This window comes from Micromonospora sp. NPDC049374 (genome assembly GCF_040677165.1).
GTDB lineage: Bacteria > Actinomycetota > Actinomycetes > Mycobacteriales > Micromonosporaceae > Micromonospora.
Genome location: NZ_JBFAQH010000017.1, coordinates 25,696 through 43,229, shown reverse-complemented (window position 1 = coordinate 43,229; position 17,534 = coordinate 25,696). Strand labels below are relative to the sequence as shown.

The window sequence follows — 17,534 nt, the reverse complement described above, 5'->3', positions numbered from 1 at the left end:
CAGCCCGGGTCACGCCCGCCTGGTCGGCCTGCCGCCGCCGGGTCAACGCCGCCAGGCCGACCAGAGTTCGGCGTACCGGCGGCCGGCCGCCACCAGTTCGTCCGGCGTGCCGAGCTCGACGATCCGGCCGTGCGCCATCACGGCGATCCGGTCGCAGGTGTGCGCCTGGCTGAGCCGGTGGGCGACCACGACGGCCGTGCGGCCCCGGATCAGGGCGGCGCTGGCCCGTTCCAGCTGCCGGGCCCCCGCGCTGCCGGCCTCGGCGCTGGCCTCGTCGAGCACGACGATCGGTGGGTCGAGCAGGGCGATCCGGGCCAGCGCCACCTGCTGCGCCTGACCGGCCGTGAGCGGGTGTTCGCCGTCGCCGACCCGGGTCGACAGCCCTTCGGGCAGGGCGGCGACCCAACCGTCGGCTTCGACCAGCCGCAATGCGGCGTGCAGGTCCTCGTCCGAGGCGCCCGGAGCGGCCAGTCGCAGGTCGTCGGCGAGGGTGCCGGCGAAGACGTGGACCTCCTGGGTGACCACGCCGACGGTGCGGCGCAGCTCGGCCGGATGCAGCTCGCCGATCGGCCGGTCGCCCAGCCACACCTCGCCCTCGGCGGCGGGGAAGACGCCACCGAGGATGGCCGCGAGGGTCGTCTTACCGGCTCCGCTCTCGCCGACGATCGCCAACGACTCGCCCTCGACGATCTCGATCGAGACGTCCTGCACGACGGCGGGGCCGCCGGGGTAGCGGTGCCACACCGACTTGGCGGTGATGCTGGTCGGCAGCCACCCGGAGACCGGTCCGGCCGGCTGCGTCGCGGGTACGTCGAGCCCGGAGATACCGACGAGCCGCGCGAGCGCCGCGCCGGCCGACTGGATGTCGTTGAACGACATCAACAACAGGCCGAGCGGACCGAAGAGTCGATGGAACAGCAGCGCCGCGGCGGTGACGTCGCCGACCGTGCTGTCGCCCGCGCGAACCAGCAGGAAGCCGGTGAGCAGCACGGCGGTCAGTCCGAGCGCCTCCGCGTAGTTCATCGTGTTCGCGAACCAGAGGAAACCGCGCACCGCTCGCAGGCGCGCCCCGACGGCGTCCCGGGAGGCCTGCTCGACCCGTCGGCTCTGACGGTCCTGCATGCCGTACGCGTGCACCGTACGGGCACCGGTGAAGGTGTTCAGCAGGCTCTGCGTACGCACCGCCGCGGCTTCCCGCTCGGCGGTGTACAGCCGTTTCGCCTGCGGCACGAAACGGCGCAGGCTCACCACGTACACCGGGAAGACGACCAGGAACGCGGCGGCGATGCGCCAGTCGAGGGCCGCGAAACCGGCGAAGGTGATGACGACGGTGACCAGTGCGGTGAAGATTCCGGCCGCGAGCCGTACCGAGTCGGTCACCCGCTCCACGTCCTCGGTGACCCGGGACGCCACGTCGCCGGACCCGGCGCTCTCCAGCCGGGTCGCGTCCATCCGCAGGGCCCGGTCGAGCACCTCCTCGCGGAGATCGGCGCAGGCACGCATGCCCCACTCGGTGACCAGCCAGTTGGCGGTGCCGGTGAGGACGGCGGCGGCCAGGCCCGCACCGAGGATCAACGCCGAGGTCAGCAGCAGTGCGCCGACGGTGCCACCGGCCACCACCAGGTCGACCAGCCGGCCGAGCAGGATCGGCACGACGACGGCCGCGACGCTCGCCGCCGTGGCCGCGGCCACCGACGTCCAGGCGAGCACCGGATAGCGTCGGAGGGCACGCCAGAAGGCGGTGAACGTCACCCGGCCGGTCGCGACCGGCAGGATCGTGGGGTCGGGGGTCATCGCACCACCACCTCCGCGTACGACGAGTCGGCGAGCAGGTCGCGGTGCCGCCCGACGGCCGCCACCCGGCCGGCGCGGAGGAACACGACCCGGTCGCACCGGTCGAGCAGCGGTGCGCTGGTGGTGACCAGTACGGTCGCCCGGCCGTCGCCGGTCCGGTAGGCGCGGATGCCGTCGGCGATGGCGTGCTCGGTGACCGCGTCGATCGCCGTGGTCGGGTCACGGAAGACGGTGACCGGCCGGTCGGCCAGCAGCGCGCGGGTCAGGGCGAGCCGCTGCCGCTGGCCGCCGGAGAGGTTCAGGCCGTGGTCGACGAGTTCCCGGTCGAACCCGGCGTCGTCGGTGAGCAGGTCACCGACGGCGGCCGAGGCCATGGCGGTGCGTAGCGCGGCGTCGTGCCGGTCGTCGCCGCTCTGGAGCACCTCGCGCAGGGTGCTGCCGAACAGGTCGACGCCGTGCGGTTCGACAAGCACGGTTCGGCGCAACGAGTCGAGGTCCAGCTCCGGCATCGCCATGCCGGCCAGCCGCACGTCGCCCCGGTCCGGCGACCGCGCCCCCGCGAGCAGCTCGGTGACGCTGTCGGCGGTGCCGGTCTCTGCGGTGACGATGCCGAGCAGCTCACCGGGGGCCACGGCGAGGTGGACACCGTCCAGGCCCGGGGCGTGCACCGCGTCGAGGGCCAGCGTTCCCGGCTGGGCCGTGAGTGTCCCGGACGGCACCCGCTCCGGGGCGGCGAGCACCTCGGCCACGCGGGCCGCGCTGGCCCGTGCCGTCGCCAGCCGGAAGACGCAGTCGGCGAGGTTGAGCACCGGATCGGTGAGGAAGGTGGCCAGCCCGACGATCGTGATGAGCTGCCCGACCGTGATCCGCCCCTCCAGGGCGAACCAGCCCGCCAGCGCGGCCACTGCGGTGATCAGCAGGCCGGTGGTGAAGGTGGACGCACCGATGAACGTGGCACCGGCCTTGACTGTGCCGATGCCGGCGCGCAGCGACGTACGGCTGGCCGTGCGGTAACGGCCGACGGCCTCGTCGACCCCACCGAACCCACGCAGTGGCCGGAGCCCACGCAGCAGGTCCGACGCCGTGGCGGCGGCCCGGCCGACCGCCTGCTGCTGCGCGGCCGTGCGGCGGCCCACGACCGGCCCCAGCGCGTTGAGCCCGAGCACCAGGATCGGCACGCCCACCACCAGTCCGAGCCCGAGCGACCAGTCGATCCGCAGCAGCACGACCGTCGACACCGTCAGCCCGACGAGCGCGCTCACTCCCCGGGTGCCCAGTTCGAGCAGCTCGGCGGCGGACTGGGTGTCGGACGTCGCGATCGAGAGCAGCTCCCCGCTCTGGCGGTTGGTCCGGACCCCCTGACCACCGACCACGCGCCGGACCACCCGCATCCGCAACTCGTGGGACTCCTCGGTTACCGCCCGGGACAGGAACCAGAAGCCCGACCGCCAGCCCATGGTGAGGGCGGTGAACAGCGCGAAGATGCCCAGCACGGACCAGGCCATCGCCGAGGTCGACCCGGTTCCGACGGCCTGGTCGATGACCAGGCCGATGGCCACCGGGACGAGAGCCTCACACAGCTGGTGCAGTGACCAGAACGCGGCGCACAGGGCAGCGTCGCGACGCTGCCGCCAGAACATCCGGCGGATCAGTCGCCCCGTGGTCTGTGTCATGCCCCCGCCTCACGTTCGAAGAGTTAGGGCAGGCTAACCTGCTGTCCTCGCGGTACGCCATTCGCGGGTGCACCGTGCTGCCCAGGTCTCAGACCTCGGCTTGCTGAAGCGGCGGCCGGTCGAGCTCGGCCCAGGAGCGCAGCAGCCGACCGCCGATGGAGTCGGCCGGTCCCGAGCCCGGACCGTTGCGGACGCGTTCGACGATCTCGGCTCGGGTGAACCACCGGGCCTCCAGCAGTTCGCGTCCGTCCACGGCGATCGTCTCGTCCACGGCCCGGGCGACGAAGCCGACCATGAGGCCGGCGGGGAACGGCCATCCCTGGGAACCCTGGTAGGTGACCGCACCGACCGTCACGCCGGCCTCCTCGCCGACCTCGCGGCGGACGGTGCCCTCCAGGCTCTCGCCGATCTCGACGAAGCCGGCGAGCAGCGAGAAGTTGTTCGGGCCGGCACCGTGATGGCGGGCGAGCAGGCAGCGTGGCTGCGGACCAGGGCCTTCCACAAGCACGATGACGGCGGGTTCGATCCGGGGAAACAACTGCCTGCCGCAGTCGGGGCCCTGGCAGACCCGCAGGTGACCGGCGTCGGCGCTGGCCGTGGTCGCGCCGCAGGTGCCGCAGTATCTGGCGTGCCGGTTCCAGTAGAGCAGGCCGCGCGCGTACGCCAGGGTCGCGGCGAGGGGGCCGGGCAGGGTGGCGGCCAGTCCGCGCAGGTCGGCGCTGGTGTGGGCGGCACCCAGGCGCAGCGCCTCGGTCTCCTCGACCCCGCTGAGGTCGGCGGCGAAGCTCGCCGTGGTGCCGTCGAGGCCGAGCAGGGCGGTCTGACCGGCCACCGCCATCAGGGTGCGGGCGGGCGAACCGGTGAGCCGCACCGGCCTGCCGTCGGCGGTGAGCAGTGGCCGGTCGCGCCACATCGGCAGCACCTGGCTGTCGTCGCGGTCGAGCAGGTCGGCGACCCGGGCCGGGTCGGCGCGCAGGCTCGCGGCCCGGTCGTGCGGTGTCGCGGTGTACGCGAGCCCGTGGAAGACCATGCCGCTGATCGTGCCGCACGCCTCCGGTGGTGCGGTCACCGGCTCGGGAGGAAAGCGATCAACCCAACACGGTGCTCAAGGCGTACCGGGAGTTGGAGATCGAAGGACTGGCCGAGGGGCGGCCGGGCGTCGGCACGTTCATCACCGCGTCGCTGCATCGCGAGGCCCTGTCAACCGGGCCGAGCTGCGCGCCGAGCTGGTCGACTGGGCGCGTCGGGCGCAGGCGGTGGGGCTCACGGCCGAGGAGGTCACCGCCCGACCTCCGGTCCGGCACCGGTCCGTCAGACGGACCGGTGCCGGACGACCGCTTCGATCAGCTCGCCGTGCAGGTGGGTGTGGGTGTGCTGGGCGTGCCGGTGGTGGAGCCGAGGAAACCGAACGTGGTGCTGGCGCCCGCGGCGAGGTTGCCGTTGTAGCTGACGTTGCGGGCGGTCACCGCCGATCCCTGGCTGGTGACGGTCGCGTTCCATGCCTGGGTGACCGTCTGCCCGGCCGGGTACGTCCAGGTCACGGTCCAGCCACGGATCGCCGAACCGCCCGCGGTGACCCGCACCTCGCCCTGGAAGCCGCCGGACCACTGGTTGGTCACCGTGTAGGTCGCGGTGCAGCCGCCTCCGCCGGGCGGCGGGGTGGTCGGCGGCGGCGCGGTGGTGGTGGGCGGCGGGGTGGTGGGCGGTGGAGTGGTGGGCGGCGGAGTGGTGGGCGGCGGGGTGGTGGAACCGCCCCAGCCGGCCGTCGAGTCCAACCAGGCCGCGCGGCGCAACATCCAGTCCCGCATGAACTGGACCTGCCCCTGCCAGGTCGGCGCGGTCGGCGTGATGAAAGGCCCGACGTTTCGGTTGCTCAGGTTCGGCCAGCGCTGGAAGTTGCGCTGCGCGGCGGCGGTCAGCGGGGCGCTGAGGCTGTCGATGCGGGACTGCAACGACGCATCGGAGAGCGGGCCGCGGCGTAGCGTCTGCCAGCGCAGCCGCACCTCGTTGACGAACGCCGGATCGCGCATCAACTGCGTGTACCAGTCGTTGGCCACCGGTTGGCGGACCTGCTGATACTGCCAGCCGGAGGTCTGGTCGTTCTGGAAGTAGCCGCCCACCCCGAAGCTCAGGTCGTAGTCCCAGAGCGGCCCGGCGAAGATCTTGGTGTCGCGGTCCTTGTAGAAGTACGCGCTGCGGATGTACGAGTCCATCTCCCGGCTCAGTTCGTTGACGATGAGCTGGTCGATGAAGGAGCCGACGTCGATGTACGCCCGGTAGCCGCTTACCGGATCGGCGAAGTTCGGTGCCCGTAGCACGTTGTGGAACTCCTGGATGTGGTTGCGCAGCCAGTCGCGTTGCTCGGGTTGCAGCGGCGACGGATCGGCGACCTCAAGGTAGTTCCAGCAGCTCGCTGCCGGTCCGGTACAGGGCAGGGTCGGCTCCTCGGCGGCCATCCACTCGAACTTCCAGATGTAGCCGCCGGTGATCTTCGGCAGGGTCCGGTCGTCCTCACGGAGCTGTTTGAGGTCGAGACGGTTCTTGGAGTTCTTGATCGTCTCGACGAGCATGTAGACGCCCATGTAGTCGTCGGCACCGACCGGGGCGGCGTCGGTGTTCAGGTAGAACTCCGCGAAGGCGTACCGGGGCGCCGGCAGGCCCATCTGCCGTCCGAGGTCGTAGACGAACGCCTCACGGATGAGGGCCTTGTCGCTGAACGGCCCGCGCAGTACCCAGTCGGAGTCGGCCGGCATGCCGAGCACCGGGTAGTCGGCGTCGTCGTCCTCGTTGTCCCAGAATTCGAGCCGGAACGGCGTCTTCTCGAACATCGCCGACGACTGCCCGCGCAGCCGGAACCCGGCTCGGGTGGCCACGGTGGGTGCGGCGGCCAGGGAGGTGCTGCCGCCGCCCGGTTCGAAGATCATCGTAGTGGCGTCGAAGTACTCCCGCTCGGGCCGGCCGGCACCGTAGGAGTCGATCAGTACGACCGGCAGGTCGTGCGCCGTGCTGGTGTTCTGCGCGACGTACATGGCGGTGCCGGGTGCGCCCGAAGCGGTCTGCCCGACGAACGCCTGGGCCCGCAGTTGCGTCGTACGCGTGAATCGCAGCGCCGATCCGGAGTAGAGCGGCGACTGCGCGTTCGGCAGGCGCCCGTCGGTGGTGTAGCGGATCTGGGCACCGCTCACGGTGGTGCTCAGCGACACCGAGACCGCACCGGTGAAGGTGCCACTGGGTACGGAGAAGCCGATGTCGCCGACTAGGTCCTCGGCGGCCGCCGCAGCCGCGACGGCGTCTGCGGCGGCCCGGTCGACCGGGACGGTGGAACTGGACGTGCCGGCGAGGGGCTCGGCACCGGCCGGTGCCGGCGACGGGACGAGGAACCCGGTGACCAGCACGGCGACGGCCGCGATCCCCGCGATGCGCAGGGGTGCCGCCGAGGTGCCGCCGCTGGGGTCGGTCAGACGCACGATGCCTCCTGAACGGGACGGTGGGTGGTGGCGGTCGGTGCCGTGCCCACCGACGGGGTGGTGCGGAAATGACGGCGCAGGGTCCGGCGCCAGGGCGAGTCCGGCAGGTCCGGACGCAGCGCCGCCAGACCTGTGGCGTACTTGGAGATGCGGGCGGGCCGCAGCCCCCGCTGCCAGAGCAGCCGATCGGCCGGCGATGCGGCGGCGCTGGTCTTGGTCTCGACCACGGCCAGTTCCGGCAGGTGCAGTGAGGTGTCGCCGGCCTGCCAGGCGAGCCCGGTGTCGATGGTTACCCGGCTGGCGGTCGCCGGCAGCAGCAGCGTCGCCCGCCGGTAGCTGGTGACCAGCACCGGGTCGAGGGCACTGCCGGCGGGTGGGCAGATCGCCTCCCGCGCCAGCGCTTCGTCGACGAAGTCCCGGCCGGGGCGGACGGTCGTACGATCGCGCGGATCGTATGGCAACCGGTGTTTGGTGATGCTGTCGCGCGCTCCGCTGATCTTCACCTCGAGCCAGCACTGGGCCGAGTCGAGGTAGGTGCGGGTGCGCACCTTGAAGCGGCGTCGCCGCCGGTAGGCCGCGCAGTGATAACTGGCCAGCCTCGGGGTGTCGAAGTAGACCGACTCGTAGCGGAAGCTCCGGGCGCTGTCGATCTCCAGCACTCGTGCGTGCGGGGTGAGCTGGTCCAGCAGGTGCGGCAACTGGTCGAGGGGGACGACGTACTTGCGGTCCACCCTGGTCTGCAACGCGGCCCGGTCGATGAGCTCGGCCAGCCCGATGGTGTCCATGGCCGCCAGGGACGCGGTGATGGGTTGGTTGTTCATCGGTGGACTCCCGCCTGTGCCGGGGTGGCGGCGGCCCGGGCGGCGCGGCCCTTGACCGAGTACCGGACGTCGACCACGGTGGTCTCGTTCACCAGGTCGAGTCGCTGCACGGTGGCGACGTGCACGCGGGCGCCGAGCAGTTGCTCCAACTGGGCGATGAGGGTCACGTGGTCGGTCACGGCCGAGTCGAGCACCATGATCTGGTGCCGGTAGTGGCGGAGCAGCCGGGGATGGTCGCCCAGGAACATCACCACGAGGATGAGGCCCATCAGCCCGCCGCTGAGCCAGACCGAGGTGGTGCTCAACGCGCCGAGGATGCCCAGGGCCAGCGCTGAGAAGTAGTAGGCGACCTCGTGCTGGTCGAGCTCCGTCGACCGCAGGCGGATGATCGACAGTACGCCGAACAGCGCCAGCCCGAGCCCCAGCCCCGCGCCGACGTTGCTGGCGCTGAGCGCGCTGGCCACCGCGAGGACACCGACGTTGACGCCGAGGTAGGCGACGACGAGATCGCGGCGGCGGTGCCTCGGGAAGTAGAGCCCGAAGACGAGCAGCACCACCGCGCCGATGTCGATCGCGAACAGGATGAGCTGCGACATCTGGTGTCTTCCTCCTGGGTCGCTGTCGCGCCGGCCCCGTCCCATCTCGTCGGCACGAGCTGCGGCCAGGCGGACCGAACGCAACCGAAAGTCTCGGTAAACTTGCGGGAACTATTCCGAGAATAGTAGTAGAAAGCATCGAAGTAGGTCAATGGCAATGTAGTGCCAACCTGGACTTTTGGCGCGTGCCAGGCGCTGCCCCGACTCTCCAACTCGGCCCGATTCGCTGGTCAGGGCGCAGTCACGCACGGGTGGACCGAGCGTGGACCGATGGTAAACCCAGGGTAAACAACCCCAAGCGGCTGCCGCTCGCCGGGAACGCGGCCAGCCGGAGCGGCGTGGTTGGGGACTGCCGGCGGGCCGAGGCCGCTCCGGCCGCCCCGAGGGTGGTCGCGGGTCGTGACGGGCGGGTCGACGGGCGGCGGGCGCCGATAATCACCGAAACTGTATTGACACGTTTCGTTTCCCGGCTCGAAACTTACCTTCGACTGGAAATCGATAGCTCTCGATCAATCTCGCTCTACTCGGCGTCTGCCCGGAAGGGGTCTGGAGTGACTGCGAAGCTCGGCCGCCCTCGGACCCGTTCGGTGGTCGTCGTACTGGCGGTGACGGCGCTCGCCCTCGCCGCAACGACACTGGCGGTGGTGGAGATGGGCGTTGCCCGGGCCGCCGCCGGGCTCGCGGTCGTCTCCTCGGTGGAGGACGACGGCGTCGACTGTCCGACGCCGAATCCGGGAACGCCGTCGGCCACCCCCAGGCTGCCCGACCCCTTCCGAAGGCTCGACGGGAGCCGGATCTCGGCCAAGTCGGACTGGCGCTGTCAGCGTGCGGAGACCAAGCAGCTCGCGCAGCGGTACGTCTACGGCGACAAGCCGGCGAAACCGCAGACCGTCAGCGGTACGGTCTCGAACACCAGCATCACGGTGAACGTGGCACACAACGGCCGTACCGCCAGTTTCTCCGCGAGCGTGCAACTGCCCAGCGGCGGCAGCGGACCGTTTCCGGCCGTCGTGGTGCTGGGCGGTTTCGGCGCGGACACCGCCACCATCCGGTCCGCCGGTGCCGCCGTGATCAGCTATGACCCGCTCGCGGTGGGGCGGGAGGGCACTCCCCGCAACAACAAACAGGGCGCCTTCTACAGCATCTACGGCTCATCCAGCAGCAGCGGACTGCTGGTCGCCTGGGCCTGGGGCGTCAGCCGGATCATCGACGTCATCGAGCAGTCGGGCGGCAACATCCTGCGTGCGGACGCGACCGGCGTGACGGGGTGCTCCCGCTACGGCAAGGGAGCCTTCGTGACGGGCGCGTTCGACCAGCGCATCGCCCTGACCATGCCCATCGAGTCGGGCAGTGCCGGTTCACCGATCTTCCGCGGTATCCCCGGCGAGTCCGGCGCCCAACCGCTGAGCAGCGCGTACGGCGAGCAGCCGTGGCTGGGCGACGCCTTCGGCTCGTACACCGGCAACCCCGCGAACCTGCCGATCGACACCCATCAGACGGTGGCCATGGTGGCTCCGCGTGGACTGCTCATCATGGACAACCCGCACATCGACTGGCTGGCCGCCCGGTCCTCCAGCGTCGCCGCGTTGGCCGGAGCGGAGGTCTACCGGGCACTCGGTGCGGGCGACAACATCAGCTACTGGTCCGACGTCCAGGACGGCACGCACTGCGCCTCCCGGTCGGAGTGGCGTGCCCCGTTGCAGCAGAGCATCCAGAAGTTCCTGCTCAACATCGGCAACTCGGCGGGCGTCTTCCGGATCTCCAGCCGCAAGGCCGGCAACCTGTCCGAGTGGCGGGACTGGCAGACGCCGACCCTCGCCGACGGCCCGACCACCCCGCCGACCACGCCTCCGACGACCCCGCCGACCACGCCTCCCACCACGCCGCCGACCACGCCGCCGACCACGCCGCCGACCACGCCTCCGACGACACCACCCACCACGCCACCGGCGAGCGGCGCCTGTTCGGCGTCGGTGTCGGTCAATCAGTGGACCGGCGGCTTCGTCGCCACCGTACGGGTCACCGCCGGCTCCGCCGCGCTCAACGGCTGGGCGGTCACCATGACGCTGCCCTCCGGCGCCAGCGTCACCAACTCCTGGAACGCCCAGCGCAGCGGCTCCAGCGGAGCAGTCACCTTCAGTAATGTCAGCTACAACGGGTCCGTTGCCGCCGGGCAGTCGACCGAGTTCGGTTTCCAGGGCACCGGCACCGGCAGCGGGATGACACCCACCTGCGCCGCCCGGTAGTTTCCGACGCCGCGAGCGGAGGTCTGGGCGTGGCGGCGTGCGCCGCCACGCCCAGTGGACACTCCGAAACTTCCGGTAGAACTTCCGGAAATCATTGACGTCTGTGAAATCTCGCTGCAATACTTCCGCCCAGTAAGGCCGATGCGGTTCCTTTGGCCGGGGTACGCACGGTCCACCCTTTCCGCACCTACACGTCCGGATTCATGCTGCCCAAATCGGGCCACCGGACCCGGAAGGAGCGTCATGGCCAACTCTTCCCGAGCACCCGGACGGTCGAGGCGACTGCGCGCCGCGCTCGTCGTCTCAGCCGCCGTCGGCCTGCTCGCCACCGCGGGCGCCCTGGTCCTGCCCGGCAGCGCCAGCGCCGCGAGCACCCTTGGCGCCTCCGCGGCTGAGCGCGGTCGTTACTTCGGCACCGCCGTGGCGGTGAGCCGGCTCAACGACTCGGCCTACACGACCATCCTGAACCGCGAGTTCAACCAGGTCACCGCCGAGAACGAAATGAAGATCGACGCGCTCCAGCCGAACCAGGGGCAGTTCAACTACGGCAACGCCGACCGGCTCGTCCAGCACGCCCGCAGCCAGGGCATGCTGGTTCGGGGACACACCCTGGCGTGGCACTCCCAGCAGCCCGGCTGGATGCAGAACATGTCGGGCACCACGCTGCGCAACGCCATGCTCAACCACGTGACCCAGGTCGCCACCCACTTCCGGGGCCAGATCGAGTGGTGGGACGTGGTCAACGAGGCGTTCCAGGACGGGTCGAGCGGCGCTCGCCGTGACTCGAACCTCCAGCGCACCGGCAACGACTGGATCGAGGCGGCCTTCCGCGCCGCACGGCAGGCCGACCCGAACGCCGACCTGTGCTACAACGACTACAACATCGACAACTGGAACGACGCCAAGACCCAGGCCGTCTACCGGATGGTCCAGGACTTCAAGAGCCGTGGCGTGCCGATCGACTGCGTCGGTCTGCAGTCGCACTTCACCGGCGGCTCGAACTACCCGAGCAACTACCGCACCACGCTGTCCAGCTTCGCCGCCCTCGGCGTCGACGTGCACATCACCGAGCTGGACATCCGCAACGCCCCGTCCGACGCGTACCGGAACGTGGTGAACGACTGCCTCGCCGTCGCCCGCTGCAAGGGCATCACCGTCTGGGGCATCCGCGACTCCGACTCGTGGCGCTCCAGCGAGAACCCGCTGCTGTTCAACGGCAGTGGCCAGAAGAAGCCGGCGTACGACGCCGTGCTCACCGCGCTGAACAACGGCACTCCGCCCACCGGCAACCCCACGACCCCGCCGCCCACCGGCAACCCGACCACGCCGCCGCCCGGTGGTGGATGCACCGCGACGGTGACGCCCGGCCAGGTCTGGGGCGACCGCTACAACACCTCTGTGACGGTCAGCGGGGCCAGCACCTGGTCGGTGGTCGTCGCCATCACCGCGCCGCAGAAGATCTCCGCCACCTGGAGCGGCAGCCCCACCTGGGACAGCAGTGGCAACGTGATGACGATGCGCTCCAACGGCAGCGGCAACACGTTCGGCTTCACCACGATGATGAACGGCAACTCCAGCGCCCGCCCGCAGATCACGTCCTGCACCGCAGGCTGACCTAGCCGAGGCACACCGGCCGTGCGGGCTTGTCCCGCACGGCCGGTGTTCGTTCGTCACGGCGGGCGTCGTCGCCGCCGTCGCGGTGCCCGCCCGGGTCGGCGGGAGAGGGTCAGCCGTAGCCGATCGATTCGGTGATCGCCGAGTAGGCCGGCTGGCTGATCCCGGTGGCGCTGGTCGCGATGACCCGTACCCGCAACCGACTTCCGGCGTCGGTCTCGGCGACCCGGTACGTCCTGCTGGTGGCGTCCGGAATCGACACGCAGACCGGTTGGGAGTGGTGGCAGCGTTGCCACTGGAAGGCGTACACCAGGTTTCGTTGGAACGGCCAGACCCCCGGCGTCGCGCTCCCCACTGATCCGTATGGGTCGATCGGGCTGTCGAGTCCGCTCAGTTGCGGCGGGATCGCGTTGAACGGCACCGGCGGCGACTGGTACGCGCCCGGATCACAGCCGCCGGCCAGCGAAGGGCGGCGGTTCTGGCCGTGCTGGTCGGTGCCGTCGCAGAGCGGGTCGCCAGCCGGGATGCTGCCGCGGATCGTGCTCGCCACGCCGAGAGCGTGGGTCGGGGTCGTGCCGGTGTCCGCCTCCGCCTCGGGGTGCAGGTCGATGTCGGCCGCTGCCACCTGCCGGCCACAACTGCCGTCGGCGCTGACGTTGTGATCGGCCGGGTCGATGACGGGCGAATGGGTGAATGCGCAGTCTCCGCCGGCGTTGCCGGTGAACAGCGACGCGGTGATGTCGTGGGACCGGTTCGGATCCCCGGAGGTCAGCAGAGCGGCCGGCCCCTGGTTGCCGGCGACCGTGGCGTGCCGCAGCCGCAGATCCCCGTGCGCGACGAGGATTCCGCTCGCGCTGGTACCGGCCGTGTTACCGGTGATCGTGGAGTCCGTGATCCGCGTCGACGCGAAGACCGCGTAGACGCCGCCACCCGCGACGGCGGCGCGGTTGCCGCTGACCGTGGACTTCTCCAGGGTCAGCCCGTGCAACCGCGAGAAGATTCCGCCACCGCCGGAACGAGCGGTGTTGCCGCTGATGATGCTTCCGCTGACCCTGGTCGTGGCGTGGGCCGCGATCCCGCCGCCGAACTCGGCCGCGTTGTGCCACAGCCGAACCTGCCGCACGGTCAGCGGTGCCGCACTGGTGATCCCACCGCCGTCGAGGGCACCCTCGCCGACGCCGTTGACGATGCTCAGGTCGGCCACCTCGAGCGCGCCGCCGTCCCAGGAGTCGATCACCGTGGCCCGCTTGTGTCCGTTGAGGACGGTGACGTCCATCCCGGCACCGATCAGGCTGACCGCGAGGCCGTCCGGGATGATGACGTTCTCGTCGTACCAGCCGGGCCCGATCCGGACCGTGCCACCGGAGGCGACCCGGCCCACGGCATGGTTGATGGTGCGGCAGGGGACGGCTGGGGCGCCGCAGGCGGCAGAATCCGTGCCGGTGAGGGCGACGGCCACCTCGGCGAGCGGCTCGTCGGCGGACGCCGGTGCCGGCGCGGCGGTCAGCCCGGCGGCGACCGCCACGACGAGGGCAACCGTGATTCGTGTGACGGACAAGCCAGCCATGCTGGACCTTTCGACAGAGCCACCACCGAAGCCCGGATGGCATCAGCGTACTGACGCGGCGGCCCGACGGGCTGACCACATGTCGACAATGGACCCCGTCCGGCCCTGCGGAGCGGAGCGGTTCGTTGACTGCCGTCCGGCTGCCGTCGTACCGTCGCAGCGTCAGCCATCGATGATGGGCATGGCGACCGAGCCGGCGTCGTGTCCGCCGGGCGACTTCTCGGGCAGGGTCGCCGGGCGAGATGGGCCGCGATGGCCAGGATCGGCGCCGCCGCCGCGACCCGGGCCACGCACACGCCGCTGCCGGCTGCCGCCTCCGTACGCGATCACGAACCGCACGTCGATCCGTCGCTGTCGTGACCGCGAACAGTCCCGGCCGCTCATGTGGCGGCCAGGACTGAAGGAGGACCAATGGTGAAACGTACCCGCCTCGCCCTGCTCGCCGCCGCGGTGGCCAGCACGGTCGTCACCGCCGCCGTCGGGGTCGCGGTCGCGCACGCCGCGGCCGTCGGTTGTGCTGTCCGGTACACGGTTTCCGCGCAGTGGCAGGGCGGCTTCAACGCCGACGTGACCATCACCAACCTCGGCGACCCGGTGTCGTCGTGGCGGCTGACCTGGGCCTACGCCTCGGGACAGCGGGTGACGCAGGCGTGGAACGCCACCGTGACCCAGGACCTCGCGCAGGTGACCGCGGCGAACGTGTCGTACAACGGGACGATCGGCGTCAACGGCACCGTGAACTTCGGCTTCAACGGCTCGTGGAGCGGCAGCAACCCGGTGCCGACCGCGTTCGCGCTCAACGGGGTGACCTGCACCGGCTCCAGCAACCCCGGTCCGACCCCGACGCCGACCCGCACCACTCCACCGCCGGTGCCCGACTATCCCCCCACCGGCCGGCTGTGTGACAGCGACGATCTGATCGACATCGGCAAGTACTGGATCCCCAACAACCAGTGGGGCGCCACCGGCGCCACCGGCAGCCAGTGCATCTGGTCCAACGGAGGCCCGGGTGACCCCATCTACTGGGGGACCAGCTACACCTGGAGCGGCGACGCCAGCAGCGTCAAGTCGTACGCGGCGGCGATCCTGGGTTGGCACTGGGGCTGGCGGCGGCCGAACACCGGGTTGCCGGTGCAGCTCTCCGCGAACCGTGACGTCAACACCAATTGGCGCTTCAACGTCACCTCCAATGGTGCCTCGAACATGAACGTCGCGTACGACATGTGGTTCCACCCGATGGCCAATCCGGGTTCGGCGGACCAGCCCACCGACGAGCTGATGATCTGGCTCTACCGTTCCAACGCGTCGCCGGCCGGCAGCCGCCAGGGCACCGTCACCATCGCGGGTACCACCTGGGAGGTCTGGCGCGGCTACGTGGGCACCTGGAACGTCTACTCCTACGTGCGGACCAGCAACACCACAAGCGCGACGCTCAACATCCGCGACTTCACCGACGACGTGGTGTCCCGGGGCTGGATGAGCCGCTCGAAGTACCTGACAAGCGTTCAGGCGGGACCGGAGATCTTCACCGGCAGCGGCGAGGTCAACACGACGTTGTACCAGGTCACCGTCGGCTGAGCCGGCAGCACGTTCGATCGAAGGACGTCATCGACCATTACCGTTACCACTCTTTAAGACTTGGCTGCCTCGAGGAACCAAGCATCTGACCTCGTCCGGCCGCAACGCCATGGCGGCCCCGTCCCGGTGGGGACGGGGCCGCCTCGGCCGGCGGGCTCCTCATCGGCCGGGATCGGCGGTCACCGGCCCCACAGCCGCCAGGTCTGGTTGAGTGGGCTGCCCTGGCCCACCGGGTTGCAGGTCCACTGGTGAACGACGGCGCGGGGCGCGGTGGAGATGGTGCTGACGTCGACGCACTTGTTGCTGTGCCGAGCCACCAACTGATAGTCGTGTGAGTCGTTGCCCGAGTAGGTCACCTTGCGCAGGGTGAACTGCTGGTTGAGACCACCGTGGCAGCCCCACTGGTGCACCGCCGCGCCGTCGGCGGTGGACACCCCGCTGACATCCAGGCATTTGCCGGTCTGCTGGTTGACCACGGTGTAGGTGTTCGCCACCCCGGAGACCGGCTGGAAGTTCCACAGCTGCTGGTCGCCGCCCGCACAGTGGAACTGCTGCTGCACGTTGCCGTCGGCGGTGTTGCGGTCGGTGTTGTCGAGACACTGCTGGGAGTGCTGCGCCACAGCCACCGACTGGAAGCCGCCGTCGGAGGGCGGCAGCAGGGTCAGGGTGTACGTGTCGGTCTGGTTGACGTAGGGCACCGTCACGGTGGCGTTGTTGCCGCTCACGCTCACCACGCTGTTCGAGACGGTGATCGGGCCCTGCACCGGGCCGCCGCCGTTGTTGGGGGTCCGTTGTGTGAGCACCCGGACCTGGTTGTTCTGCACGATGCCGCTGGTGGCGTCGAGCCGTTGCAGGTTGACGGTCAGGTTGCCGGTGGTTCGACCTCCGCCGAGCAGCACCTTCGCCGAACCGGTCGTCTTCGTGGCGAAGGCGTCGTACGACGGGCTGGCCGAGACCGGAACGATCTGCCCGGTCTGCGAGCCGTAGAAGCGGTAGACCCACCACTCGCCCTTTGGCTGGTGCTGCCCGGCGGAGTTGCGCACCAGCAGGTTGCCGAGGTCGTTGTGCAGGTTGCCGCCGCCGGCCCAGTTCGCCCGGAGGCCGTCGGCGCGGGCCCGCTCCAGGCGGGCGATGTACCAGGCGCCGTCGGCGGGGTTCTGCTCGTCGGGGGCGGCGTACTCGTTGATCTGATACGGGCGGGGGTGCGGGATGCCGCGGGGGTCGAGGGTCGCGTTGGCGGCGGCGACGTTGGCCACCGGATCGCCGGGGAGGGCGTGCCAGCTCACGATGTCCGGCACCGTGCTGGTCGACCGGACGAAGTCCAGGTACTGGTTCCAGAAGGCGTGGTTGGTCGAGGGTACGCAGGCGCAGCTCGGTCCGACGATGAGCTGGTTGGGGAACTCGGCCCGGATGCGTTGGTAGGTGCGGCGCCACAGCTCGAAGTACTGGGAGATCGGGCGGTTCCAGAACAACGTGATGTTGGGCTCGTTCCAGATGTCCCACTGCACCGTCAGCCCGGCCGCGCGTACGTCGCTGATGACCCGGTTGAGGAAGTTGTCGTAGTCGGTCCAGTTGCCGTTGTCGCCGGGGAAACGGGAGATCGCGGCGCCGTCCGCGCCCCACAGGTCGTGCGGCAGGAGGATGAACTCGCCGCCGAGAGCGTTGGTCCGGCGAGCCTGGGCGAGGGTGGAATTCCACCGGCGCTCGTAGTTCCCGCCGACCCAGCCGCTGCCGGGTAGCTGTGCGCCACCGGCACGCATGTACCGGAACTTCACGTCCCGATAGAAGTGGTCGGCCGGGCCGGAGGCGTTCTCGGTCATGCCGTAGATCCAGCCGGCCGCGCGGTACGTCGGTGCGCCGCCGGTGCCCGAGAAGTTCACGCTTATCGCCTCGTCTGCCGCCTGGGCCGGCGTGGATACCGCGACGACGGCGGTAGCCGCGAGGATACCGACCGCGAGTCGGGCGGTGAGGCGGCGGAGAGGTCCTGGTCTGCTCGTGCGGGGGAGTGGCACTGGGACTCCTTTGCGACGGGAGCACGTCCGAGGGGCGGAGGGCTGGAGGGCTGGAGGGCTGGAGCGAATCGATTCGCTGCGGAGCGTAGGAGTTTACGGTGGTAAATGTCAACGCCGTGACGTCAGCGTGAAGCGGAAGTTTCTCCCCGTGGCTGGACCTCGTCTC

At 70.5% G+C, this 17,534-nt stretch carries 11 protein-coding genes and 1 pseudogene; 3 read left to right on the top strand and 9 right to left on the bottom strand.

Annotated elements, in window-relative coordinates:
- Positions 1-42: 42 nt before the first annotated feature.
- The 7 genes and pseudogenes from AB0J93_RS24710 to AB0J93_RS24680 form a co-directional block, all read right to left on the bottom strand.
- Positions 43-1,794: an ABC transporter ATP-binding protein gene (locus AB0J93_RS24710; RefSeq protein ID WP_363924709.1), complete on the bottom strand. Its 1,752-nt coding sequence runs from the start codon at positions 1,792-1,794 to the stop codon at positions 43-45.
- On the bottom strand, positions 1,791-3,467 hold the full coding sequence (locus AB0J93_RS24705; RefSeq protein ID WP_363924708.1) for an ABC transporter ATP-binding protein: 1,677 nt from the start codon (positions 3,465-3,467) through the stop codon (positions 1,791-1,793). The genes AB0J93_RS24710 and AB0J93_RS24705 overlap by 4 nt, the downstream gene beginning before the upstream one ends.
- An 88-nt stretch (positions 3,468-3,555) precedes the next feature.
- Positions 3,556-4,536 (bottom strand): NAD(+) diphosphatase, encoded by a 981-nt coding sequence (gene nudC / locus AB0J93_RS24700; protein ID WP_363924707.1) that lies wholly within the window; start codon positions 4,534-4,536, stop codon positions 3,556-3,558.
- Between the two features lie 274 nt (positions 4,537-4,810).
- Complete coding sequence (locus AB0J93_RS24695) at positions 4,811-6,391, bottom strand: CotH kinase family protein (RefSeq protein ID WP_363924776.1); 1,581 nt, start codon at positions 6,389-6,391, stop codon at positions 4,811-4,813.
- A 117-nt stretch (positions 6,392-6,508) separates the two neighbouring features.
- Positions 6,509-6,862: pseudogene (locus AB0J93_RS24690) on the bottom strand (chitobiase/beta-hexosaminidase C-terminal domain-containing protein); the annotation flags it as partial.
- 62 nt (positions 6,863-6,924) lie between these two features.
- The gene (locus tag AB0J93_RS24685; protein ID WP_363924706.1) at positions 6,925-7,755 is read right to left on the bottom strand and encodes a polyphosphate polymerase domain-containing protein; all 831 of its coding nucleotides are present in this window, start codon (positions 7,753-7,755) and stop codon (positions 6,925-6,927) included.
- Positions 7,752-8,351 (bottom strand): DUF4956 domain-containing protein, encoded by a 600-nt coding sequence (locus AB0J93_RS24680; protein WP_363924705.1) that lies wholly within the window; start codon positions 8,349-8,351, stop codon positions 7,752-7,754. The genes AB0J93_RS24685 and AB0J93_RS24680 overlap by 4 nt, the downstream gene beginning before the upstream one ends.
- Before the next feature lie 551 nt (positions 8,352-8,902).
- Between AB0J93_RS24680 and AB0J93_RS24675 the strand changes: the two genes are divergently transcribed.
- Both AB0J93_RS24675 and AB0J93_RS24670 read left to right on the top strand, forming a co-directional pair.
- Positions 8,903-10,597 carry a cellulose binding domain-containing protein gene (locus AB0J93_RS24675; RefSeq protein ID WP_363924704.1) on the top strand — a complete coding sequence of 565 codons (1,695 nt, stop codon included), beginning with the start codon at positions 8,903-8,905 and terminating at the stop codon, positions 10,595-10,597.
- A 243-nt stretch (positions 10,598-10,840) separates the two neighbouring features.
- Positions 10,841-12,211 carry an endo-1,4-beta-xylanase gene (locus AB0J93_RS24670; RefSeq protein ID WP_363924703.1) on the top strand — a complete coding sequence of 457 codons (1,371 nt, stop codon included), beginning with the start codon at positions 10,841-10,843 and terminating at the stop codon, positions 12,209-12,211.
- Between the two features lie 112 nt (positions 12,212-12,323).
- Here AB0J93_RS24670 and AB0J93_RS24665 read toward each other — a convergent pair whose 3' ends face one another.
- Complete coding sequence (locus tag AB0J93_RS24665) at positions 12,324-13,769, bottom strand: hypothetical protein (RefSeq protein WP_363924702.1); 1,446 nt, start codon at positions 13,767-13,769, stop codon at positions 12,324-12,326.
- A 420-nt stretch (positions 13,770-14,189) separates the two neighbouring features.
- Between AB0J93_RS24665 and AB0J93_RS24660 the strand changes: the two genes are divergently transcribed.
- A complete protein-coding gene (locus tag AB0J93_RS24660) occupies positions 14,190-15,356 on the top strand; it encodes a cellulose binding domain-containing protein (protein WP_363924701.1) in 1,167 nt (388 codons plus the stop codon).
- Between the two features lie 179 nt (positions 15,357-15,535).
- Here AB0J93_RS24660 and AB0J93_RS24655 read toward each other — a convergent pair whose 3' ends face one another.
- Positions 15,536-17,368 (bottom strand): RICIN domain-containing protein, encoded by a 1,833-nt coding sequence (locus AB0J93_RS24655; RefSeq protein ID WP_363924700.1) that lies wholly within the window; start codon positions 17,366-17,368, stop codon positions 15,536-15,538.
- Positions 17,369-17,534 lie beyond the last annotated feature (166 nt).